At 66.3% G+C, this 22,665-nt stretch carries 19 protein-coding genes; 5 read left to right on the forward strand and 14 right to left on the reverse strand.

The annotated features are described in order from the left end of the window. The first annotated feature begins 345 nt into the window (after window positions 1–345). The gene (locus E3O18_RS14410; RefSeq protein WP_233191494.1) at window positions 346–948 is read left to right on the forward strand and encodes a CDP-alcohol phosphatidyltransferase family protein; all 603 of its coding nucleotides are present in this window, start codon (window positions 346–348) and stop codon (window positions 946–948) included. Here the strand turns inward: E3O18_RS14410 and E3O18_RS14415 are convergent. Beyond that, window positions 945–1,649 carry a DapH/DapD/GlmU-related protein gene (locus E3O18_RS14415; RefSeq protein ID WP_104102499.1) on the reverse strand — a complete coding sequence of 235 codons (705 nt, stop codon included), beginning with the start codon at window positions 1,647–1,649 and terminating at the stop codon, window positions 945–947. The genes E3O18_RS14410 and E3O18_RS14415 overlap by 4 nt on opposite strands. Then, a complete protein-coding gene (locus E3O18_RS14420) occupies window positions 1,646–2,899 on the reverse strand; it encodes a hypothetical protein (RefSeq protein WP_134393993.1) in 1,254 nt (417 codons plus the stop codon). Before E3O18_RS14420 ends, E3O18_RS14415 begins: the two co-directional genes overlap by 4 nt. Window positions 2,900–3,069: 170 nt before the next feature. Here E3O18_RS14420 and E3O18_RS14425 point away from each other — a divergent pair, with 170 nt between their 5' ends. Together E3O18_RS14425 and E3O18_RS14430 are read left to right on the forward strand one after the other, a co-directional pair. Then, on the forward strand, window positions 3,070–3,672 hold the full coding sequence (locus E3O18_RS14425; RefSeq protein ID WP_233191495.1) for a putative colanic acid biosynthesis acetyltransferase: 603 nt from the start codon (window positions 3,070–3,072) through the stop codon (window positions 3,670–3,672). Continuing rightward, window positions 3,673–4,779 (forward strand): glycosyltransferase, encoded by a 1,107-nt coding sequence (locus E3O18_RS14430; RefSeq protein ID WP_134393994.1) that lies wholly within the window; start codon window positions 3,673–3,675, stop codon window positions 4,777–4,779. Here the strand turns inward: E3O18_RS14430 and E3O18_RS14435 are convergent. Beyond that, entirely contained in the window at window positions 4,718–6,103 is a 1,386-nt protein-coding gene (locus E3O18_RS14435) for a hypothetical protein (RefSeq protein ID WP_206750815.1), read from the reverse strand. The two genes, E3O18_RS14430 and E3O18_RS14435, sit on opposite strands and share 62 nt — an antisense overlap. Window positions 6,104–6,228: 125 nt before the next feature. Then, window positions 6,229–6,591: a hypothetical protein gene (locus E3O18_RS14440; RefSeq protein WP_104102512.1), complete on the reverse strand. Its 363-nt coding sequence runs from the start codon at window positions 6,589–6,591 to the stop codon at window positions 6,229–6,231. 454 nt (window positions 6,592–7,045) lie between these two features. Between E3O18_RS14440 and E3O18_RS14445 the strand changes: the two genes are divergently transcribed. Next, window positions 7,046–8,500, forward strand: a complete 1,455-nt coding sequence (locus E3O18_RS14445; protein ID WP_166784557.1) for a polysaccharide biosynthesis tyrosine autokinase — start codon at window positions 7,046–7,048, stop codon at window positions 8,498–8,500. A gap of 87 nt (window positions 8,501–8,587) precedes the next feature. Here E3O18_RS14445 and E3O18_RS14450 read toward each other — a convergent pair whose 3' ends face one another. From E3O18_RS14450 to E3O18_RS14495, 10 genes are all read right to left on the reverse strand, one after another. Continuing rightward, window positions 8,588–10,672, reverse strand: a complete 2,085-nt coding sequence (locus E3O18_RS14450; protein WP_134418391.1) for an endo-1,3-alpha-glucanase family glycosylhydrolase — start codon at window positions 10,670–10,672, stop codon at window positions 8,588–8,590. Window positions 10,673–10,907: 235 nt separating this feature from the next. Beyond that, complete coding sequence (gene pip, locus E3O18_RS14455) at window positions 10,908–11,864, reverse strand: prolyl aminopeptidase (RefSeq protein WP_134418392.1); 957 nt, start codon at window positions 11,862–11,864, stop codon at window positions 10,908–10,910. Window positions 11,865–11,910: 46 nt separating this feature from the next. Further along, the gene (locus E3O18_RS14460; RefSeq protein ID WP_134418393.1) at window positions 11,911–12,594 is read right to left on the reverse strand and encodes a response regulator transcription factor; all 684 of its coding nucleotides are present in this window, start codon (window positions 12,592–12,594) and stop codon (window positions 11,911–11,913) included. After that, window positions 12,591–13,868, reverse strand: coding sequence for a histidine kinase (locus E3O18_RS14465; RefSeq protein WP_241978204.1), 1,278 nt, complete (start codon window positions 13,866–13,868; stop codon window positions 12,591–12,593). The genes E3O18_RS14460 and E3O18_RS14465 overlap by 4 nt, the downstream gene beginning before the upstream one ends. A 10-nt stretch (window positions 13,869–13,878) precedes the next feature. Beyond that, window positions 13,879–14,760, reverse strand: coding sequence for an ABC transporter permease (locus E3O18_RS14470; RefSeq protein WP_134418394.1), 882 nt, complete (start codon window positions 14,758–14,760; stop codon window positions 13,879–13,881). Further along, entirely contained in the window at window positions 14,757–15,689 is a 933-nt protein-coding gene (locus E3O18_RS14475; RefSeq protein WP_134418395.1) for an ATP-binding cassette domain-containing protein, read from the reverse strand. The genes E3O18_RS14470 and E3O18_RS14475 overlap by 4 nt, the downstream gene beginning before the upstream one ends. Window positions 15,690–15,890: 201 nt before the next feature. After that, window positions 15,891–17,918 (reverse strand): acyl-CoA dehydrogenase, encoded by a 2,028-nt coding sequence (locus E3O18_RS14480; protein WP_241978208.1) that lies wholly within the window; start codon window positions 17,916–17,918, stop codon window positions 15,891–15,893. Window positions 17,919–18,161: 243 nt separating this feature from the next. Then, window positions 18,162–18,860, reverse strand: a complete 699-nt coding sequence (locus E3O18_RS14485) for a class I SAM-dependent methyltransferase (RefSeq protein ID WP_134418398.1) — start codon at window positions 18,858–18,860, stop codon at window positions 18,162–18,164. Between the two features lie 57 nt (window positions 18,861–18,917). After that, window positions 18,918–20,945, reverse strand: coding sequence for a DNA helicase RecQ (gene recQ, locus E3O18_RS14490; RefSeq protein WP_166784939.1), 2,028 nt, complete (start codon window positions 20,943–20,945; stop codon window positions 18,918–18,920). Window positions 20,946–20,984: 39 nt separating this feature from the next. Then, window positions 20,985–21,641, reverse strand: coding sequence for a copper resistance CopC family protein (locus tag E3O18_RS14495; protein WP_166784940.1), 657 nt, complete (start codon window positions 21,639–21,641; stop codon window positions 20,985–20,987). 70 nt (window positions 21,642–21,711) lie between these two features. On the opposite strand from E3O18_RS14495, the gene E3O18_RS14500 reads away from it, so the two are divergent. Next, window positions 21,712–22,632 (forward strand): EamA family transporter, encoded by a 921-nt coding sequence (locus E3O18_RS14500; protein ID WP_134394004.1) that lies wholly within the window; start codon window positions 21,712–21,714, stop codon window positions 22,630–22,632. Window positions 22,633–22,665: the final 33 nt, after the last annotated feature.

Below are 22,665 nucleotides of genomic sequence, written 5' to 3' on the forward strand. Positions count from 1 at the left end.
GCGAATGAACTATGGAATCCAGCCTCACGCGGCCTTGGAGCGCTTTGGGTAAGAAAGCATTGCTCACGTTTAGCGAAAAGTGGGATCGGCGGAAACGTACGCCCTGTGCGCCACACCCGCAATGCCCCGGAGGAGTGACGTCCGACGAGGGGCTAACATGTGCCGAGGACGGGGCACGCTGCCCACGCTCAATCAATCCGAGGATGGCCCGTGATGACACAGTTTCGTGAAGCTCACGCACAGCTTGCGAGTGCGCAGAAGGCACAGACCGGGGTGTCGCTGTACACGCGATACGTCAATCGACCGTTGGGGCGCGTGCTGGCCTCGGTGTGTTTTGGGCTCAGGATGACGCCCAATCAGGTGACCGGGCTGTCGGCCCTTGCGACCGGGGCGGGTCTTGTTCTCCTGGTCAGCGGAGAACCAAGCCCGATCCGAGCCGTCGGCGTTGCGGTCCTCCTCGTTCTCGGCTTTGCGCTGGATTCGGCAGACGGTCAGGTCGCGCGCCTGACCGGCCGCGGTTCCCCCGCTGGCGAGTGGCTCGACCACGTCGTGGACGCCGGCAAGATCGTCGCCGTCCACGCAGCGATCCTCATCACGGCGTACCGCTTCTGGTCCACGGAGCCGATCTGGTATCTCGTGCCCCTCGCATTCCAGGTCGTGTCCGTTGTCACCTTCGTGGGTGGCCTGCTGACTGAGCTGCTCCTGCGCCGTTCAGCCAACGCAACCTCCACGACCTCGGCCATCGGCGAGGGCGGGGCTCGTCGCCCCTCGAGAGCCAGGGCCATTGCTCTGCTGCCGGCCGACTACGGGATCCTCTCGCTCAGCTTCATCCTCACTGGCTGGCCCGGTGCTTTCGTGGTGGTCTACAGCCTTCTCTTGGCCGCCAACGCGCTGATCATGGCGTTACTGCTCGGCAAATGGTTCCGGGCACTGTCTGCCCGCGGCTAAAGCGCGTCTTCCACCGTTTCTCCCGTAGCCGGGATGAAGACCCGACTGGTTCCCGTGGTCGAACGCTCGAACCACTCACCGTCGATCGGCCCGCGGAGCGCGGCCGGAACACCCGCCCATAGTCCGGGCAACCCGCCCGATCTCGCACGGGCGAGCACCGATCCTCCCGCCAGGACCGACCGATCCGGCAAGATAGCGCCGCCGAAGAGCAGACAGCGCGCTCCGACGAAACTCCGGGCTCCAATTCGCACCGGATATGCCGCCTGAGCATTTCGTCGAACGTCGATGCTGTGCGTCACAATCTTGGTTTCGTGCCCGGCGACACTGGAGTACTCGCCGATCACTATGGAGCCGGAGCAATCGAACTGATGCCGGCTCGTAATTTTTGAATGAGGCCCCATTTCCAGTGCCGCGCCGTCCGGGTAGAGCCGCTTGTACACGGGGTGGGATGAAAAAACGTTCAAGCGGCCGATGGTTGCGTGATCACCGATTGACACCCGGCGCATGTTTTTGAGCAGGTTCCATCGGCCTATCCGGCTGTTCGCTCCCATCGAGACCTGTGTGACCCGAAGGACGAGACAGGATCGCGCCATTGCGGTCGGATGAATGTCGTGGCCGATCGAGCGAAGGAGCCGGTTCTTAGCCGTGCTCGCCGGCAGCGCCCAAGCCAGCGCCCTCATCGCGTCTTTGATCTGACTCAAGAGCCGCTCACCCCGATTTCCGGAACCATTGTCACGTCGAGCGCATCCTCGCTGCGCTGGGCGATTGCGCGGCGCATGCCCATGAGTTCAAGCAGAAGCCTGAGCGAAAGCCCAGCGAAGATACCACAGAGCGCCCCCTCTGCCCCCCAGGACACGGCTCCGATCGCGACGCAGGGTAGACCGACCAGAGTTCCGATGGCCGTCGCCCTGGTCACCACATCGAGTCTGCGCAATGCCGCCAGGCAGGCCTTGCTGACGACCGCCTCGATCAGGCTCACTCCGGTGATCAGCGCCATCAGTATCAAGGTGACAAAGGACGGTTTGATCTGGCCGCCGCCGAGCCAACGCACCAGTTCCGGGGCTACGGCCAGCATGAGACCGGCGAGCGCAACCGCGAACACCACGGCGGCGACCAGCCCCGTCCTGACTCGGCGGACGAGGTCCTGCCTTCGAGCTTTGGGCACCCAGCCCTGGAGGATCGTGACGAATGGGCCGAGTCCCACGATCACCTGGCGCTGCACCTTCTCGACAACGGCGTAAACCGGCTGCGCGCCCGGGGCGATCAACGACACAATGACAATCGGGGTCGAGGTATACAGCGAGGAAAGCACGGTCGAGGTGACACCCAGCCGCTGCGAAGAAAGCACCATCCCTATCCGCCTGCGCGGAAGCGACCGGAGTCGACGGAGTCTCCACGGTTGCAGGATCCATATGGTGGAGGCCACGAATGCCGTCACCATACCGATCAGCTGCCAGAGCACACCCACGAGAGCACTCGACCCGTGAGTCATGTAGAAAATGCCGATGCCGGTCCCGAGAACCCGCGGGACGGTTTCGAAAACCAAGAGTCGGTACGGTTGCATGAGACCGACGAACCACCAGTTCGCGGTCAGTCCCACGGTCGCCGTGGACAGGGCACCGACTCCGGCGAAGATGGCGTAGTCGCGACCGACACCCCAGGCCACCAAAAAAACAAGAAGGCCGACGGGCACAATGATCAGCAGCTTGCAGATAACCGACTCCGCATATGCGGTGAGTCGCATGTTCGCGTCTGCCCTCGCCACGGAGGCCGGCCCGGAGAGACCCCAGCCGTAAGCCACGATCACCGCACCCACGCCGCCGATGGACTGGCCTGCCGCAATCATTCCCCACGCTGCCGCGCCGCTTGCCATGACCATTGAGGGGATGACCGCAAGCGAGACGACAGCCAGGAGCACCATCGAAATCGAGTATCCGACGATGGTGTTCATGCTGGCGCGAACGCGCCTCAGCCGTCTACCCCTCGGCGCACCTGCCTTCATCGGACCCTCATCTCGCCTGCCCACGCTCAGTTCGACGGGGTTGCATGCGAACAAGCTAGCAGCACATGGTTCAACGGGATATCTAGCCGCTGATCGGTTGTCTGCGTACACTGACCGTCATGTCAGTCAGCGACGCGAGACCACCGATGGCCCAACCGTCAGGTCTCCCTCGCCGGAACCTGGCCGGATTCTCCGGCGCAGGCTACGAACGGGGGCGGAATTCGCTCTGGCAGATCGCCTGGCTTCTCCTCTCCGGACTCGTTGTTGTCCGGTGGTGGTGCCCGCCCCGTCTCCGCGTGGCGCTCCTTCGGCTTTTCGGCGCCACGATCGGTGACAATGTTTTGATCCGCCATCGCGTGCGCATCCACTGGCCATGGAAACTGGTCGTCGGTGACAACTCGTGGATCGGTGAAGAGGTCTGGATTCTGAATCTCGAGCCGGTGATCATTGGCAGTGACGTGTGCATTTCCCAGGGTGTCATGCTGTGCACGGGCAGCCATGACCGCACCTCGCAGACATTCGAATTCGACAATGCGCCGATTATCGTGGAAGACGGCGCCTGGATCGCGGCCAGGGCAACAGTTCTCCGTGGAAGCCGGATCGGCCATGACAGCGTTATCGGCGCGACGGCTCTCGTCTCCGGGACCGTGCCCGCCCGGGCACTTCTGCGAGCTCCGCGCGCGGAACGACCAGCACTCTCACAGGACCGGGACCAGACCTGAATGCGTGTGCTCTCCATCGTGACGCTCGTCAGTCCCAACGGTGAGTATGGAGGTCCCGTTCGCGTCGCGTTGAACCAGGCCAAAGCCCTCCGTGAAGCAGGCCACGACGTAGTGGTAGCCGGCGGCGCCCGCGGATTCGGCGAAGCGGCCCCCCATGAATTCGACGGGGTGCCGCTCCGTCTGTTCCCCGCCCGAACGATCATCCCAGGTATCGGTTTCGCCGGCCTGTGCGCACCCGCCCTGCAGCACTGGCTCAAGCAGGCCGCGCGCTCGTTCGACGTTGTGCACATTCATGCCGCCCGTGACCTCGTCACGCTCCCTGCGGCGCGCTGGTTGCGCAAGGCCGGGATACCGTACGTGGTGCAGACTCACGGAATGATCGACCCTTCAGACAGTCCATTGGCGATTCCTCTGGACGCGTTCGTCACCCGACCGGCTCTGAGGGGGGCGAAGGTGGTGTTCTACCTCACCGACCAGGAACGGAATGATCTCAGTGCCGTTGCGGGCACGGCGCTCAATCTGAAGCATCTCGCCAATGGCGTACCGGCGCCGGGGAGCGCGAACGGTCCCGCTGAGGGCACGGAAGTTCTCTACCTAGCCCGACTCGCCCGCCGGAAACGCCCGCAGCTCTTCGTGAAAATGGCGCTCGCACTCGCTGATGAATTCCCGACGGTGTCGTTTACCCTGGTCGGTCCCGATGAGGGAGAGGGGCCAGCGGTACAGCGCCTCATCGACGCGGCCGGTCGTAAAGGCGTACTGTCCTGGGAGGGACCCCTGGCCCCGGGTGCAACCAACGAACGGTTGTCGCGGGCCGCCGTATACGTTCTGCCTTCCATCGATGAACCGTATCCGATGTCAGTTCTCGAAGCCATGTCACTCGGCGTGCCAGTGGTCATCACGGATAGCTGCGGACTCGCTCCGGCGGTCACTGAGATCGGATGCGGAATTGTGGTGGATGACTCTCTCGAGGCTCTCGTCGGCGCCGTTGCAACGGTTCTACGCGACGACGTTCTGACTCACAGCATGGGCCGCGCCGGCGCGCTGGCTAGCCGGAACCGGTTCGGGATGCAGGCGATCGCTGAAGCTCTGGCCACTTCGTACCGCTGAGCGAGTCGCTTCCGGGGGGCCTGCCCGGCTGTCGGACGAAAAGCAGACACGCCAACGCGACCGCCACCACTCCCGTCGCCTGCAGCAGCGAACCGCGCAAGAGAATTGTCATATAGACCGGAAAGATCGCGCCGACAATGGCCCAATAGCCCGCGGCATTGAACGCGGGGAGAAGTCGACTGTCCATGACACGCAGGGAGTAGCCCAGCAGGAGAAAACCCACGATGAGTACGCTGATACCTCCATTGACCAGTAATTCCGCCCAGAGTGGGGCAGAGAGGTTCTGAAAGCTGTAGCCGCGATATTGGGCAAGCAGAATTCCCGTGTCCACAGGCTTGTCCGACCAGACGCCTCGGGGCACCCAGAAGAGAACACTGCCGAGCGCCTGGCGCCCCGGTTCAATCAGCCCGTCAAGGCCGTACGAGAATGCATTGGCGACTTGCCAGAATGCGTCATAGTCAGGGTTCCCCTCGTACTCCCCGAAGAAACCGTTGCGCACCAAGTTGACTTCCGGGCGCCGGAAGGCATCCGCCAGAGGGAACAGAAAAATCAATCCGACGAGTGCTGCAGTCAGGGTCGCTCGAACACGCGCGACGGTGAGCAGGGCTCCCGCGAAAACGGCGAGGGCGAAGAGGACAGTGCCCAGGCTGTAGCGTGCACTGCTGACCGGATTCACGACGGTGAGAAGGAGTGCAATCCCGACAACGATCAGGCCGCGATAGGCCATCGACAGCGGCCCCGTCGTCCTCCGCCTCAGCTGCACGAGCGCACCGATGCCCACCAACAACGGATAGATAGCACCGGCGTACATGATCGAGCGCACCGCGGGGTCCGTCCACGCCGCTGAACGCGCGGCAAAGGCTTGATCCCTGCTACCGAAAAGCGATCCCGCACCGACCCTGGAGATGAAATACAAGCTGAGTACGATGCCCGCGCCGACGAGCACCAGGGTCGGCCAGGTTCGCACCTGGGTCACCACCCGAACGGGGGCACTCCCCCGTTCTCGAATCCCGGTCGTCAGCTTGCTGCGCTCATGCCCGTAGGCACCCAATCGCCCGATTTCATAGCAGGCGACGCCGAGACAGACCAAGGCGGCCGTAGGGAGCTCGAGCGACTCGTCGATACCTTGCGTCGTCCGCGAGATGAGACCACTTCGGATCTGGACGGTTGGAGCAATCCCCATGAAGACGTAGACGAACATCCAGAAGAAGAAGTCGAACAGCATCGGACGGCCGACAACGATGATGAGGGCGAGTCGCAGACCCGCCCACACGACGAGGATCAGAGTCAGAATCCACGCCTGTCCTCTGCCGACGTCTGGCACCTGTACCAGGAGAGCCAGCGGTACGACAGCGGCAAGGATTGCACCGAGAACGGTGACCCCGAGGACGGTGCGAAAAGTCGTTGCCGACCCCGACGTCCCGACGGTTGCGCCGGGTCCAGGTTCCGTCACGAAAGCGCAGTTTTCACACGGACTGCAATTGCGGCATGACCTGCTTCGTTCACACTGACACCGTCACTTGCGACCATCGATGGATCGAGAACATTCGGTTCGAGCAGACTAACGTACGTGGCGCCGACGCGCGCCGCGGCGGCGCGAACCTCACTGTCCAATTCGGCCGCCCGACTATCGTCCATACCGTTGAGCGCCGCCGGGCCGACTACGACCAGAGTAGCATCGGGCACTCCGACGCGCAGGGCGGCAAGTGCGGCATTGATGGTTGCCACTGCTTCAGGCAGATCCACATTCGTGCCGGCCCGCTCCGCCGCCACCACGACGACGGAGGGATTCAGGCCGACGGTCTTGGCCACCAAGTCCTGGTAGCTCGGACACGGCGAGGGCCCACAGGTTCCGGGTGTGACTCCAAACGCGATGACACCTTCTTTTGTCGCGAGATTGACCTCTTGCCAGCCCTTGTCTGCAGCGAGCCCAGTCGACCAACGGGTGGCCTGGCCGCTGACTCCGGCACCCGAGGTCGATGCCCCACCGAGGAACACGGCCGTAGGAGCACGTGGAACGGCGGTGATGGTGGGGTATGGGTCTTTCGGCGCTCCTGCGTCTTCCGTGCCGACCGGTTGCAGCGCGAGGAGTGCAAGCCCGATGGCACCCACGAAAAGCACGGCGACGACGAGAAATTTCCACCACCGAGGCCGCATGAGACGTCGGGCTATCATGTGCTCATAGTGGCACGCATATGCCCCCCCTACGTGGGTCGCTGTGATAACGAGGTTCTTGATAGAGTCTCAGTATTGGCTGGTCAATCCGGTGCCGCTCGACACGGTGAAGGGCGAACGCGTGGATCAACGTGGATTCTGGAACCTCTTGCGATCTCGATGGGTTGCGCTCGTCACATTCACCATTCTTGGCGTCATCGCCGCTTCGGTCTACGTGCTGACCACCGAGCCTGAGTACTCCGCGGAAGCAGAGTTATTCGTTTCGGCAATCGGTAGCGATAACACCAGTGACCTCGCGCAGGGCAGCAATTATGCACAACAGCAGGCCCGCAATTACAGCATCATGGCGACCCGCCAGATCGTCTTGGACCCTGTGATAACCGCGCTTGGATTGAAAACCACTGTCGGTGAACTTGGTGATCGGGTATCTGCCTCGGTGCCACTGAACACGTCTCTCATTTCGATCGCTGTCACGGATACCTCGCCGGACCGCGCCGCCGCCACTGCCGACGCGGTGGCGACGAGTCTGGTCAATACGGTGATCCGTCTGGTCCCGAAAAGGAGCGACGGCACTACACCACTACGCCTCGAGTCCGTGCAGAGTGCGACGACACCCACCGCGCCTTCCGCCCCCAGCCCGTCGATCGCACTGGCATCCGGATTGCTGGGCGGCTTCGTTGCCGGGCTCGGCTTCATTCTCCTGCGGGAGCTGACGAGCGCAAAAGTGAGAACCGCGGAACAGCTCAGGCAGTTTGGTCTGACACTTCTCGGGACGATTGTGTACGACCGCGGGAGTGTCAACAACCCGCTGGTCCCGCAACGAGGCTTCAGCCCCATTCGGGCCGAGGAATTCAAGCAGGTCAGAACGAACCTGCATTTCCTCCAGGCGAATGAGCGCCACAAGGTGTTCGTCGTCACCTCGTCCATTCCCGGCGAAGGAAAATCCGTCACGGCGGCGAACCTCGCCATCACACTCGCGGCCTCCGGCAGCCTGGTGTGTCTGGTCGAAGCGGACCTGCGGAGACCGTCCCTGGCCGACTATTTCGACCTCGAGGGATCGGTCGGTCTTTCGACTATTCTGGCCCACGACGCCGACGTGGATGATGTCCTCCAATCCTGGGGGCCGGACGGCCTCCAGATCCTGTTGTCAGGGCAGGTTCCCCCGAACCCGAGCGAACTGCTTTCCTCCACACACGCCCAACAGGTTTTCGCCTCGCTGCGCGACCGGTTCAACGTCGTCGTCATCGACTGCCCGCCTCTCCTGCCTGTGACTGACGCAGCTATCCTCGGAAGGTATTTCGGCGGGGCAGTTCTCGTCGTCGGGTCGGGAAAGGTCGAAACGCGGGAACTCCGGAAAGCCGTCGAGAGCCTCAAAACGGCAGGGACTCCGGTGCTCGGCGCGATCCTGAACCTGGCACCCGCTCGGCTTCTCGGTCGAAATCGAGGCAGGTATTACATGCCGCACACGGCGGCGGAGCAGGAGCCGTCACGTCAGGAACAATCCGTCCGCAGCCACGAGGAAGAAGTCGCACTCCGCAAACGGTAGCGATGTCACACGATCTACTCGACGCAAAAGGGTGCTGCCGACCCGCAGGCAGTTCGGCAGCACCCGGCTATGTTCCGATGATCCTGGTTACTGGGTCCTGCTGCTTGCGGCGTAATACTGCAGATCCTGCACGACAGGGCGCGCAACGACTGTGTGAGGAGAGGTGACCGCGGCGATCTGCGCCCCGTTCCGGTCTGCACTCGCACCGACCGTGCCCAGCGCCAGCGGGAACGTCCTGCTTGATTCTCCTGCCGGCGCCTCGAACGATGTCTTTTTTCCTCCGATTGAGACCGTGACCGTCGCCGGTGCCGTGAGGAATGTGAGCACTCCGACGGTATCCCGAGGCTTCATGGCTGTTCCGCTCAACGTGGGCGACATGAGCTGCTGCGGCGTGGTCGGCGTCGCTGCATAGGGCTGAATCCGGTGCGTCAAGTAGATCGAGTCGTTGACGATAGCCGGCGCCGAGCCCTTCTTGAACTGGCTCAGGTAGTACGCGTTGATATCCAGGAAGGCCTCGCCGTGCGCTGCCGAAGGAGCAAACGACGTGCCCTCGGAGTAGTCGTTCCACGTGACCAGTTGCACCAATTCAGAACCGTTCGACAGCGCCCGTTTCCAGGACGCCTTCAGGGTTTCCGTATTGCCGGCTTCGTCGTAGAGGTAGCTTCGGGGCCGGACGTCCTGGACGGCAACGGGAGACATCCACTTCACGCCGAGTGCTCGTGCCTTCGCCGCGTAGTCGGGACCGTTCTCGATGGTCACCGGCGTCCGGGTTCCCCAGTTGCTCAACGAATAACTGATCGGTGCAAAACTCTTCAGGTTCTCGTCACTGGCATTAAGGAATACGGCGATGAACGCCGTCTTGATTCCATACTGCGAAGCCAACGTCGACTTCAGCTGCCCCCACCAGACCGCGTTCTGACGCTCGGCGGCGAAGGAGGAGAGAACGAATTCGCCTGTACTCAGACGATAGGTGGCCGGGGACTTGTATAATTCGGCAAGTTTCGCCGCGATGGTCGCGATGCTGGCCTTTCCGGCGCTGGCCGTCATATCCAGGTTCGGGACAATGGTGAAGTTTCTGCCGGACTGCTCCGCGCCCTGCACCAAATCGAGTGTTCGCTCCCAGTTGAGGCCGGACAGACTCATGATGTCGACGGTGAAGCCATCGATACCGGCATCTGCCGCGTCGGTGACTTCCTCTTTCATATCAGTGAGTTTCCAATCCCCCGAGCGCGGAGCGCGAGCCTCAGGGCGGTCGCGCAGCAATCCGCCGTAGTTGGCGTGGATGCCTCCCTCGCCCTGCGAGGTGAGGTAGTTGATCGCGTAGTAATCGGATGCGGGTGCCTTGTTCTCGATGGAGATGGGGTACGGCGGAAAGTAGTGTGCAAAGACCTTTTTGCCGGTGGTGTTCGGCCCGGGAACCGCGAATGACAGGTTGTCGGATCCGGTGGCCGAGCCGGTCGCCGAGCCGGTCGCCGAGCCGGTCGCCGAGCCGGTCGCCGCGCCGGTCGCCGAGCCGGTTGCCGCGAGGACGAGCTTCAGCGTGGGGCGCGCCTCCCCTTTGCCTACGAACGAGGTGCTGACAAACTTCTGGGCGAAGCGCACCTCGAACGCAGTCGACCCGGACAACGCTGTACCGTTCAGACCCGAGAGCGGCACAGAAATTGTCTGTCCGGTCAGAGCCCGAACCGATGCCCCACTCAGTTCCGTGTCGATGTGGGCCGGGCGGTTCGACTCAGTCAGAGACGACGCGCTCCAGTCCGAGGAGACCGGATAGACCTGCACGCCAGGTGCGGTAGAGGTGGTGCTGGCGACTTTCAAGTCCAATGTCGCCGACACGACGCTCATGCCCGTGTACTGTGCCGTGTCGAATTTGAGGAAGGTCTTGTCAGCCAGCGACGTGGCGCTGACGTACGGCGTGGCGTTCTGGGGTGTGCTGGGTTCGCGGATAGTGGTCCAGGTGGCCTCCCCCGCTTTCACTGCGATCGGGGCAGCGGCGACAGCCTGGGGAGAGGTCACCGCCGACGCGGGCAACGGAACGAAAGCCGATAGGGCCAGCACTGTCGCCGCAAGGACGGCCGTGAGTTGCCATAGCTTGGCGAGACGTGGCTTGCCATTGGGGTGCCGGTTCAGGAATTTGATCGGGGTTTTTTGGGCAGCGTAAAGAGCAGACATACAACATCTCAAGATTGTGCGCGATCGAGAGCGCGAGGGATGTGACCCCCGAAGAGGGGCCACCTGAGCAATATTCGAATGCTATCGAAGGGTAGTGCGATTACCAAATAAAACGAGAGTGTCAAGGGCCTGGACAGACCACCGGCAGGGATTATTTCGACGGGAGCGAGCACATATTCAGGACCGCCGTCCGACCGGTCTGGGCCTGCTGTCGCCGGGATTCTCCCGGCCGGCCTCAGGCCGCGAAGCGGTCCGTGGCCTCGATGATCGCGTCCAGGTTGCCGGGCTCGTCGAAGGAGTGACCGGCATCCGGGATCAGCCTGAAATCGGCCTCCGGCCAGTTCTGGTGCAGCTCCCAGGCTGTGAAGGCGGGGGTGCACATGTCATAGCGGCCCTGCACGATGACGCCGGGGATGTCCTTCAGCCGGTCCGCGTCGCGGATCAGCTGGTTCGGTTCGAACCAGCCGGAGTTGGTGAAGTAGTGGTTCTCGATCCGGGCGAAGGCCACCGCGAACGCCGGCTCGGTGAAGCGCTCGATCGTGTCGGGCTGCTGCAACAGCGTGATTGTGGAGGACTCCCAGGTAGACCAGGCCACGCCGGCCCGCTCGCGCACGTACTGGTCGGGGTCGTGCAGCAGGCGCTTGTAGGCCTTGATCAGGTGGCCGCGCTCCTCCAACGGAACCGGGGCGATGAAGCTCTCCCAGAGGTCCGGGTAGATCGCCGCGGCGCCGCCCTCGTAGAACCAGTCGAGTTCCATCGGGCGCAGCGTGAAAATGCCCCGCAACACGAGTTCGGTGACCCGGTCCGGGTGTGTCTCGGCGTACGCGAGGCTGAGGGTGCTGCCCCAGGACCCGCCGCAGACCAGCCAGCGATCGATCCCCAGATGCTCACGCAGTTTCTCGAGGTCGGACACGAGGTGCCAGGTGGTGTTGGTGGTGAGGTCGGCGTCCGCCGCGCTCGCGTGCGGCGTGCTCTGACCGCAGCCACGCTGGTCAAAAAGGATGATGCGATACTTCTCCGGGTCGAACACGCGGCGCTGCTTCGGGCTCGATCCGCCGCCCGGCCCGCCGTGCAGGTAGACGGCCGGCTTGCCGTCGGGGTTGCCGGATGTCTCCCAGTAGATGGTCTGCCCGTCACCGACCTCGAGAAGTCCGGTTTCGTAGGGTTCGATCTCGGGGTAGAAGGTGCGCATACCCCCGAGCCTATTCGCCGGGTGCGCCGGCGCGGAATCGGGCCGGTCACGGAGTGACGAGGCCGAGCCTGTGGGCGAGGATGACGACCTGCACTCGGTCACGCAGCTCAAGCTTGGCAAGGATGCGTCCGACGTGGCTCTTGACGGTGGACTCGGATAGGAAGAAACGTTCGGCGAGTTCCGGGTTCGACAGACCCTCCGCGACCGCGAGGAACACCTCGTGCTCCCGCTCGGTGAGCAGGCCGAGTCGGCCGGCGTCGGCATCCGCTCCGGTGACGTCGGTCTCCCGCTCTGCCCCCGGAAGCTTTGCTCCGAACAGGTCCAGCATGCGCCGGGTCACCCGCGCCGAAACGGAGGCGTCGCCCGAGGCCACGGCCCGGATAGCCGCGGTGAGTTCAGCGGGCTGGGCGTCTTTCAGCAGGAACCCGCGCGCGCCCGCGCGGAGGCCACCGAAGGCGTACTCGTCGAGGTCGAAAGTGGTGAGAATGATGATCCGGCTGTCGGGGCACGTGGCGGTGATCCGCCGTGTGGCCTCGATACCGTCGATTCCGGGCATCCGCACATCCATCAGAATGACGTCGGGATGCAGGCCGGCGGCGAGTGCGATCGCCGCGGCGCCGTCGCCGGCCTCGGCCACCACGGTGAAATCGTCCTCGGCCTCGAGCACCATCCGGAAGCCCGTGCGCAGCAGCGCCTGGTCGTCGACGAGCAAGATCCGGATCGGCGTCATGCCCGTTCCCCCGTCTCGTCGACCGTCATCGTCGCGCGCACCTGCCAGCCGCCGCCGGGACGGCTCCCGGCCACGAGGGTGCCATCGTAGAGCGCAACGCGCTCACGCAGCCCTATGATGCCCCGCCCGGCAGTCGACGACGGCACTGTGGCCGACGCGTTCCGGCCGTCGTCGGCGATGACCACCTCGAGCCGACCCGGCACCCGGGTCAGTCGCACGGTCACCGCGCTCGGATGCGCCGAATACCGCAGCGCGTTGGTCAGCGATTCCTGCACGATCCGGTAGACCGTCAACTGCAGACTCTGGCTCCCGGGAATGCGCCCGGTGAGTTCCAGCCGGGCGGGCAGCCCGGCGGCGCGGAACGATTCGACCAGGTCGACGAGCTGGTCGGCGCCGGGTTGGGGCCGGAGGGGGACATCCGTCCCCTCGGGGTCTCCCTGCTCCTGAGGACCCTCACTCAGCACGCCGAGCAGCCGGCGCATCTCGGACATCGAGCCACGGCCGGTCCGGGCCACCTCGCGCAGCGCAGCGCGCGAACGTTCCGGGTCTTTGACGAGCAGCGCGTCGGCCCCGTCGGCGAGCGCGACCATGACCGAGAGGCTGTGCGCGATGATGTCGTGCATTTCCCGGGCGATGCGCCCGCGTTCGGTGATGCGGGCGAGCTGGGCCTGCTGGTCGCGCTCCCGAGCCAGCTGTGCGGCCAGTTCGACCAGCGCGGCCACGTAACGCTTGCGATCGCCGACCGTGACGCCGATCAGGGTGGCCGCGAGCATGAGGACCGCGGATTGGGAGGCGACCGCGAGCCAGGATGCGTAGCTGCTCGCGCCCAGAAAAGCACCCAGGGCGCCGATGCCGATCGCCACGGCGAGGCCGAACCATGCGCTTCGCACGCCACGGTAGACCGCGGCGGTGTAAAGCGCGATCAGCACGGGCAGGGTGTCGCCCTGGCCGGGGAAAGCGGCGACCAGTCCGGCGCAGGTCACCCCGAGCACGAGAAGCGGGGCGTGCCGTCGGACCAGCAGTGCGGCCGTGATGACCATCACCACGGCGGCGGTGATGAGGGCCTGCGGCGGCAGTCCGGGCCCGGCCTGCCGTGTCAGGTCGATCAGGAAGCCGACGGCCATCGGCACGAAATAGGCGCCCGCGACCAGCGCGTCGCTGAGCCACGGATGCCGCGCCCAGAACCGTCCGGCCACCCCCGGCGGTGTCGGCAGACGCAGTTCACCCTCGGTCGGCACAAGCTGCCGACCGAGGGTGAGATGTGATTCGGTCATTCAGAGGACTCTACGCGTCCCTCCGCTTCAACACCGCAGCGGCACCGACCAGGCTGACCGCGAGCCAGCCGAGGACCACCAGCAGGTTGACCCACCACTCGATCGGCACCGGGCTGAACGACATCAACCCGAACATGTTGATGCCCGCGTTCGACACCAGATACGGCAGCACCGTGGCGGCCCACGGGGCAGCGATCACCTGGAACACCATCGGCAGCAGCAGCACGATGCCGAGCACGACCGCGATGCCGCCGGCCCCGCTGCGCACGATGGTGCCGATGCCGAGGGCGAAGACCGCGATCAGGGCCAGGTAGAGCGCCCCGCCGAGCACCGGCAGGAACACGGCTGGATCCGCGATGCTGACGCCCAAGCCCTGCCGGGAAAGCACCAGCGACGCCACCAGATAGGAACCAAGGTTGGCGGCCAGCCCAACCACGAAGGTCATGACGAACAGCACGGCGGCCTTCGCCGCGAGGGCGGGCAGCCGGCGCGGCACCGCGGTCAACGTGGACCGAATCATGCCAGTGGAGTATTCGCCGCTGATGGTCAGCGCGCCGAGGACGGCCACGATGAGTTGGCCGAAGAACACCCCGAATGTCGCGGTCTGGGCGATGAAAGTCGCCTGGTCCGCCGCGGGGATCATCGAGGCGTCCGCACCCTGCAGGTCGAGAGTGGAGGACATGACCGCCGCGAGGGCGAGCGAGACCACTACGAGCAGGGCGTACGACCAGGCCGTCGAGCGCACGCTGCGCAGCTTGATCCACTCCGACCGCAGCAACCCCGTCGCGCTCAGGCCGTGCACAGCGGATGCTGCGCCGGGCACGGTGCCGTCCGCGGCCGGGGAGGAGGAAGCAGCGGGTGCGGGCGTCTTGGTCGCGGTTGTCTCGGTCATCGTCCGGCCTCCTGCAGTTGCGCGGAGCCGCTGGCGCGGTACTCCACCTCGTCTTGGGTCAGGGCCAGGTAAGCCTCCTCGAGTGACGCGCTCACGCCGGTCAGCTCGTGCAGCACGATACCCGCGGCGGCGGCCTGTTCGCCGACGTCACCGGCCGAAATGCCGGCTACCTCGAGCAGGTCCTGCTCTCCGGTAGTGACGGTGACGTCGGGCTGGGCGAGCAGGGCCGCGAGCTGGGCGGACTGAGGGGTGCGCACGCGCACCCGGTGCGTGCCGGCCATGCCGATAATCTCGGAGACCGGGGCATTCGCGATCAGCTTTCCCCGGCCCAGCATGATCAGGTGGTCGGCCGTGAGAGCCATTTCGCTCATCATGTGCGAGGACAGCAGCACGGTGCGGCCCTCCGCGGCGAGGTGCCGCATCAGCTGGCGCACCCACTGCACGCCCTCGGGGTCGAGCCCGTTGACGGGCTCGTCGAGAATCAGCACCGCAGGGTCACCGAGCAGCGCCGCTGCGATACCGAGGCGCTGGCCCATGCCGAGGGAGAAGCGGCCGACGCGCGTGCGGGCGACGGCTCCAATCCCGGTGAGCTCGATCACCTCGTCGACCCGGGCGGCCGGGATGCCGTGGGTGGCCGCCAGGGCCAGCAGGTGGTTGCGGGCCGAGCGGCCGGTGTGCACGGCCCTCGCGTCGAGCAGCACGCCCACCTCGCACAGCGGCGCTCGGTGCTCGCTGTAATGCTTGCCGTTGACCGTGACCGATCCGGCGGTCGGCCGGTCGAGTCCGACGATCATGCGCATGATGGTGCTCTTGCCGGCGCCGTTCGGACCCAGCAGCCCGGTCACCTTGCCGGGCTGCACGGTGAAGTCGATCGCGTCGACCGCGGTCTTGCCGCCGTGCCGTTTGGTCAGGGACTGTGCCTGAATCATCCGTCTCCTCGTTGTACATCGGTGGGGCCGGTCTCACCGTGTGAGATCGGCACGTCATCGACGCTACGGGGGGACGGATGCTGCACGCATCGGCCCGGCGGACGCTTGTGCGCCCGCCGGCCTCGTACCTGGGTACGACACGACGGTGCCCGTTCCGGTAGGGAGCGGCCGGCGGAACGGGCACTCTTCACCGGATCGGGGCTACCTCTTGGCGGGAGCCTTCTCGGCGCGGGGAGCGGTGCCGTTGGCACGCTGGGTTTGGTAGTAGTCCCTGGCCTCGTTCTGGCGCTCCTGCTCGGCACCGCTGGCGATTGCCGACCGGAGGTGGTCCTGGCTGTAGCCGAAGGCGTCGACCAGGTCGACGGAGTGGGGACGGAGCCGGGCGATGATGCGGTCGATGTAGGCCGTGACCGACTGTGCCCGCTTGGCCGACAGGCGCCCGTGGATCAGGTACCAGGCCAGGTGCTTCTCTACCAGCCCGAGGCCGAACAGGTCGCGCAGCCAGGTCAGGACCTGCTTCGTGCCGGCGTCTTCGGCGGTCTCGACCGCCCGGGTGAACGCCTCCCACTGCAGCAGCTCGCCGTGCGAACGGGCCGCCTCGATCAGCTGGTCCTGGTTGGCGTTGAAGAGGGCCGCGGCTTCCTTCGGTGCCAGCTTGCCGGCCGAGCGGAGCTTGCCCGCTATCTCGGCGATCATGGTTTCGACCCGGTTGGTGAGCAGCTCCCGCTGCACCGCGGTGTCGCGGAGGTGGCCCACGGAGCGAGCGGTGGAGCCGAAGTCGGAGACCGCCTGGCCCAGGGTGCGGAGCCCGGTACCGTGGTAGGCGCGGCCGGCAGCTTGCTGCACGACGTAGCGGGCGAGCACGCCCGGGCCGGCTGACGCGAACTTGCGGCTGTAGTCGGTGAGCAGACGCTTCGCGACGAGTTGCAGGAGCACGTTGTTGTCGCCCTCGAAGGTGGCGAAAACGTCCAGGTCGGCGCGCAGGCCGACCAGCCGGTTCTCGGCCAGGAATCCGGCGCCGCCGCAGGCTTCGCGGGCCTCCTGCAGGGTGTCGAGAGCGTGCCAGGTCGAGAGCGGCTTGAGGGCGGCGGCAAGAGTTTCGAGGTCCTGCCGGTCGGCATCCGTGTCGGCCTGGCCACTGAAGACCTGATCGAACTTGACCAGGAACTCGTCGTGGGCGAACGTGTGCGCGTAGGTCGTGGCCAGGCGCGGCAGCAGACGGCGCTGGTGGCGCTGGTAGTCGAGGATGACCTCCTCGTCGGTGTCGCTACCGGCGTTGAACTGGCGGCGCTGGCTGCCGTAGGTGATGGCGATCGTGAGGGCCATCGCCGAAGCCTGGGTGGCGGCGCCGTCGAGCGAGACGCGGCCCTGCACGAGGGTGCCGAGCATGGTGAAAAAGCGGCGGCCGGGGCTGGAGATCGGGCTGGTGTAGGTCCCGTCCTGGGCGACGTCGCCATAGCGGTTGAGCAGGTTTTCGCGGGGGATGCGCACCCCGTCGAAGTGGAGCCGCCCGTTGTCGATGCCGTTGAGGCCGCCCTTGAGTCCGTCGTCCTCGCCACCGATGCCGGGGAGGAAATCCCCGGCCTCGTCGCGGATCGGCACCCAGAATGCGTGCACTCCATGGTTGACGCCCGCGGTGATCAGCTGCGCGAAGAGAACGGCGGCGATGCCGTCCTTCGCGGCGTTTCCGAGGTAGTCCTTCCACGCCGCGCGGAACGGGGTGTCGATAACGAATTCCTGCGTGGCAGGGTCGTAGGTCGAAGTCGTGCCAATGGCCGCGACATCCGAGCCGTGGCCGGTTTCGGTCATCGCGAAGACGCCCGGGACCTGCATGGTCATGATGCCCGGCAGGTAGGCGTCGTGGTGCTTCTTGGTGCCGAGGTGCAGCACGGCCGCGCCGAACAGACCCCACTGCACGCCCGCCTTGATCTGCAGGCTGGGGTCGGCGGTGACGAGTTCCTCGAACCCGGCGATGTTTCCGCCGTGGTCGTCGGCGCCGCCCAGGTGCGTCGGGAACGCGCGGTGCACGTGCCCTTTCTCGGCCAGGATCAGGAGCTGGCCCAGCACGCGTTCGCGGTGCTCGGCCATGGATTGGCCCTCGATGCGCTGCAGTTCGGGCTTGGCCGTGAGCTCGCGGGCCAGCAGGCGCACGTCGGCCCAGGTGCCGAGCAGCTGTCGGTGCAGCGACTCGATGTTGACCGTGGGTGCACCGGCCTGGCCGGCGATCATGACCGGGCCGGTGTCGACGCCGGGCGCCACGGGGGGCGTGACGGTGACGGTCGTGGCCAGGGTCGCGTCCGTCTTCTTGTCCGTTTTGGCGGGGGTAGTGCTGTTGGAGCGCTGAGCAGTGTCAACCATCATTGGTCCTTCGTCTTCGCGCGAACTCGAAATTTTCTTACACGCTAGGCGGCTCTCACGAAGCGGGGAAATAGTGCGTGACGGGCCTACAACGAAGCATGCTCCGCCCGGCATTCATCTTGTAGGTTTCCACAGCACTAAAGGGTCTGACGGCACGGTTACCCACAAACGGGGCACCACCTCTGCCGGAGCGAGGGCCCGGCCGCTCCTGACGGCACAGGTCGTCGGGGTGCGGGCGGTGACGTGGAAGAGGTGCCAGTGGCGAGGGCCGAATGCGGACTGGCCGGGGCGGTCGTCTTCGACGAGGCCGACGACGTGCAGCCCGGCCAGGAGCGCCTCGACCTGGCCGCGGTCATGGAAGTTCATGTCTGCGCGGCCGGCCCATTCATCGTGGGGGCCGAAGAATTCTCCGGCAAACCAGGCGCCGGGCGTCAGCGCCGCGCGGATGCCCGCCCACAGGTCGGGGAACACCGCGGGGTCGCAGAAGGGCAGGGAAAACCCCGCATAGACGAGGTCTGCGGCGGGCAGCTCGGGGAGGTCCTCGAAGCGGGACCGGTGAAAGACCAAGCGGGACTGCTCTGCGGCGCGCAGGCCCGTCCGGACCCTGACCTCGGAGCCCGGATCGGCGTCGAACGCGTGTACGGTCCAGCCGGCGGCGAGCAGGTGCCGGGTCTCGGTGCCCGCACCGCAGCCCAAGTCGATCGCAGTGCCGGGTGGGGCGGGTGACGCGTCGGCACGGAGGTCGAGGGCACGGAGCAGCACCGCACGCGGAGGGCGACCGGCCTGAGCGTTGAAGTACTCGGTCCAGTCCATTACCCAGTTCTACCCGGTTTCGCGGGATGCTGCGGGTTGGGGCAGGGACGGGAGGCGTCAGGTTCCGGCGGACACGACCTCGAGGAGGGCGGCACCGTAGGCGTCGAGCTTCTTGGCTCCGACGCCGGAGATGCCGTCGAGGTCGGCCAGAGTGGCCGGCTTCGTCGCGGCGATCGCCAGCAGGGTCGCGTCGCCGAAGATAATGTAGGCCGGCACGCCCTGCTCTTTGGACTGGGCGGAGCGCCAGACCCGCAGCGCCTCGAACAGGGTCTCCTGCTCGGGGCTGAGATCGGCCGCGGCCGCCTTCGCGGCGCTTTTGCGGGCCCCGGCCGCGGGGCGGGCGGCCCGTTCGGGCTCGGTGCGGAGCTCCACTGTGCGGCGACCAGCGAGGACCTCCGCGGCGGCATCCGTCAGCACCAGGGTACCGTATTCGCCGGAGGTGGCCAGGAAACCCTGGGCGAGGAGCTGCCTCACGACGCCGCGCCACTGCTGGTCGCTGAGGTCGGCGCCGATGCCCCAGGTGGCCAGCCGGTCGTGGCCGTGCTGAGTGGTGCGCGGGGTCACCTTGCCGCGCAGGATGTCGATAAGCTGCCCGGCGCCGAAGCGCTGATTACGCTCGCGCAGCAGGCGCACCACGGTGGAGAGCAGTTTCTGTGCGGGGACGGTGCCGTCCCAGCCGACGGGGGGTTCAAGGCAGGTGTCGCAGTTGCCGCACGGCTCGCTGGACTGGCCGAAGTAGCGCAGCAGGTTGACCCGGCGGCAGCTGACGGTCTCGCAGAGCGCGAGCATGGCGTCGAGGTGGGCGGAGAGCTTGCGCCGGTGGCCGAGGTCGCCAGGCGACTCGTCGATCATGCGGCGCTGCTGCACGACGTCTTGCAGGCCATAGGTGAGCCAGCCGGTGGAGGGCAGGCCGTCGCGGCCCGCGCGGCCGGTCTCCTGGTAGTAGCCCTCGACGGACTTGGGCAGGTCGATGTGGGCGACGAAACGCACGTCCGGTTTGTCGATGCCCATGCCGAACGCGATCGTGGCGACGATGATGACGCCCTCCTCACGGAGGAACCGGGACTGGGTGCGGGCGCGCACCCCCTGGTCGAGGCCCGCGTGGTAGGGCAGCGCGTTGAGCCCATTCTGGCGCAGGAAGTCGGCGGTCGCCTCGACGGTCTTGCGACTGAGGGCATAGACAATGCCGGCATCCGTGGGGTGCTCGGCCTTGATGAAGGCCAGAAGCTGCTTGCGCGGCTCGGCCTTGCCGACGATGCGGTATTGGATGTTGGGCCGGTCGAAGCTGGCGACGAAGTGCCGGGCAGCGCCCATCTGTAGCCGGGTGGTGATCTCTTTATGGGTGGCGTCGGTGGCCGTGGCGGTGAGAGCGATGCGCGGAACGTCGGGCCAGCGGTCGGCCAGGTCGGACAGGGCCAGGTAGTCGGGCCGGAAGTCGTGCCCCCACTGCGACACGCAGTGGGCCTCGTCGATGGCGAAGAGGGCGATGGTGCCGCGGTCGAGGAAACGCTTGGTGGCCTCGGAGGAGAGTCGCTCGGGGGCGACGTAAAGCAGGTCGAGGTTGCCGGCGAGATAGTCGCGCTCGACCGTGCCCCGCGCAGCGGAGTCCTGGCTGGAGTTGAGGAACGCGGCGCGCACGCCCACGGCGGTGAGCGCGTCGACCTGGTCTTGCATGAGGGCGATCAGCGGCGAGATGACGATGCCGGTGCCCTCCCGCACGAGCGAGGGGATCTGATAGCACAGGCTCTTACCGCCCCCGGTGGGCATCAGCACGACGGCGTCGTTGCCGTTGATGACCTGGTCGATGATGGCGGCCTGCTCGCCGCGGAAGGAGTCGTAGCCGAAGACCGTGCGCAGGGCCTCGCCAGCCGTCGCGAACTTCGCGGTGGCGCGGCGGGGCGGGGTGGCGGGTACGCGAAGGGCGGATGCGCCGGCACCGGCGCGGCCTGCCGGGCCCGGCCGGTCCGGGGCAGGTTCCCACTCCCTGGCTCCGCCGGCATAGCCGTCGGGCGGTGGCGGGGCGTCGAATTCGTCGGGTGGTTCGAACTCGTCAGGATTCCACGGTATTTCGGCGTTCCAACTCACCCGGCAACTCTACCTTCGCCCTCCGATGGTGCGGGTCGGCTACGCGGGCTGGTCGGGCCGCTCGGGCTGATTCGGTGGGCGAGGCGCGCGTCGGCGGATGGCGAGGAGGGTTCCCGCCACGGCGACGAGGACGGCACCGAGGGCGGCGGCGAACCAGACGGCGACGAGGGGGGCTTCGGCGGGGGCGATGGCGCGTGTGTCCGTGGAATCCGGGGGAGCAGCATCCGCGGCGGCGTCCGCGGTCTCGGCACAGACCGGCTTGGCCGGGGACCCTTCAGCCAATGCCTGGTCGGCGGCCGGTTGCCAGGTGAAGGTGAAGTCGCCGGACACCGGATGCCCGTCGATCGAGACCCCCTGCCAGGTCACCGTGTACTTGCCCGGCTGGCCCAGCTGGGCCTCGGTCTCGACGGTTGGACCGAGCAGGCTGATACAGCCGTCACCGTAGTAGAGAGGCGTGGCCACACCGGAGGGCCCGCTGATGAGCATCCCGCTGCCCGCTCCCCCGTCTCCGAGGTCAAGCAGGGCATCGTTCGTCGTCACTGTGAACAGCGAAGGCTGTTCAGTCACGACGGCGCCCGCGGCCGGGGAGGACCCGCCCACGGAGTTGTGGGCCGATGCCGGGGCGGCGGACCACCCCAGCACCGCGGCGCCCAGCGCGAGCGCTGCCCACTGCCGTGCCCTGTTTCCTCGTTTCACAGCGACCTGTCTCCCCGCCTCACACAGTTGTGGGTTTCAGGATACCGGCCACTCGCTAAGCTCACTTTCTATGCTTACCGCGGTCCTCGGCCTCACCGGCGCACTCATCTTCGGGAGTGCCGACTTCCTTGGCGGGCTCGCCGCCAAGCGCATGAGTTCCCTGCTCGTGACGGCCGTCGCCGCGGCATCCGGGCTCGTGGCCCTGCTGCTCGCCCTACCGTTTGTGGTAGGGGTCTGGTCGCCGTCGGCCGTTCTGTGGGGCGGATTGTCCGGAGTCAGCGGTGCAATCGCGATCTCGCTGCTCTACGCCTGCCTCGCGATCGGGCCGATGAGCATCCTCTCGCCGCTCACGGCCGTGGTGTCGGCGGTCGTGCCGATGACGGTGGGGCTGGCCGGCGGCGACCGCCTCGCCCCGATCGGCTACTGGGCGCTCGGCCTGGCGCTCGTGGCGGTGCTGCTCGTGGGTTTCGTTCCCGAGCGCGGCGCCGTGCGGCCGAGCCTGCTCGGCGTGCTGATGGCCCTCGGCTCCGGCACGATGATCGGCGCCTTCATGGTGATGATCGACCTGACCCCCGCGGACAGCGGGCTCGTGCCGCTGGTGATGAACCGCGCGGTGAATGCGGCGATCATGTTCTCGGTGGTCGGGCTGCTCGCCCTGGTCGCGTTGCGGCGGCGACGTTCACTGGTGACGACCGCGCCGATGACGGGTTCGTTCAGACCGGTGACGGATGCCGCGCCGCAGCCCCGCTCGACGCTCACCATCGGGCTGCGGCTGGCCGTGGCCTGCGGCGTGATCGACGTCGTGGCCAATGTGTTGCTGCTGCTCGGCATGCGCGCCGGGGACCTCAGCGTGATGAGCGTACTCACGGCAATGTACCCGGCCGGCACGATCCTGCTCGCCGCCGTGGTGCTCCGGGAACGGATCGCACCGGTGCAGTGGTTGGGCCTCGCGCTCGCCCTCGGCGCGGCCGGAATGCTCGCGCTGGCCTGACGGACCGGGCGGCGACGGACATCCTGTCACCGC

This window comes from Cryobacterium sp. TMT2-42-4, assembly GCF_004402645.1.
GTDB classification, from domain to species: domain Bacteria; phylum Actinomycetota; class Actinomycetes; order Actinomycetales; family Microbacteriaceae; genus Cryobacterium; species Cryobacterium sandaracinum.

Excerpts from the sequence above, each read along its gene's own strand:
- E3O18_RS14425 (WP_233191495.1), top strand. The coding sequence starts at position 3,070 with ATGTCAGTCAGCGACGCGAGACCACCGATGGCCCAACCGTCAGGTCTC.
- E3O18_RS14450 (WP_134418391.1), bottom strand. The coding sequence starts at position 10,672 with ATGTCTGCTCTTTACGCTGCCCAAAAAACCCCGATCAAATTCCTGAAC.
- E3O18_RS14430 (WP_134393994.1), top strand. The coding sequence starts at position 3,673 with ATGCGTGTGCTCTCCATCGTGACGCTCGTCAGTCCCAACGGTGAGTAT.
- E3O18_RS14475 (WP_134418395.1), bottom strand. The coding sequence starts at position 15,689 with ATGATTCAGGCACAGTCCCTGACCAAACGGCACGGCGGCAAGACCGCG.
- pip (WP_134418392.1), bottom strand. The coding sequence starts at position 11,864 with ATGCGCACCTTCTACCCCGAGATCGAACCCTACGAAACCGGACTTCTC.
- E3O18_RS14500 (WP_134394004.1), top strand. The coding sequence starts at position 21,712 with ATGCTTACCGCGGTCCTCGGCCTCACCGGCGCACTCATCTTCGGGAGT.
- E3O18_RS14480 (WP_241978208.1), bottom strand. The coding sequence starts at position 17,918 with ATGATCGCCGGCCAGGCCGGTGCACCCACGGTCAACATCGAGTCGCTG.
- E3O18_RS14465 (WP_241978204.1), bottom strand. The coding sequence starts at position 13,868 with ATGACCGAATCACATCTCACCCTCGGTCGGCAGCTTGTGCCGACCGAG.
- E3O18_RS14410 (WP_233191494.1), top strand. The coding sequence starts at position 346 with ATGACGCCCAATCAGGTGACCGGGCTGTCGGCCCTTGCGACCGGGGCG.
- E3O18_RS14470 (WP_134418394.1), bottom strand. The coding sequence starts at position 14,760 with ATGACCGAGACAACCGCGACCAAGACGCCCGCACCCGCTGCTTCCTCC.
- E3O18_RS14485 (WP_134418398.1), bottom strand. The coding sequence starts at position 18,860 with ATGGACTGGACCGAGTACTTCAACGCTCAGGCCGGTCGCCCTCCGCGT.
- E3O18_RS14420 (WP_134393993.1), bottom strand. The coding sequence starts at position 2,899 with ATGAACACCATCGTCGGATACTCGATTTCGATGGTGCTCCTGGCTGTC.
- E3O18_RS14460 (WP_134418393.1), bottom strand. The coding sequence starts at position 12,594 with ATGACGCCGATCCGGATCTTGCTCGTCGACGACCAGGCGCTGCTGCGC.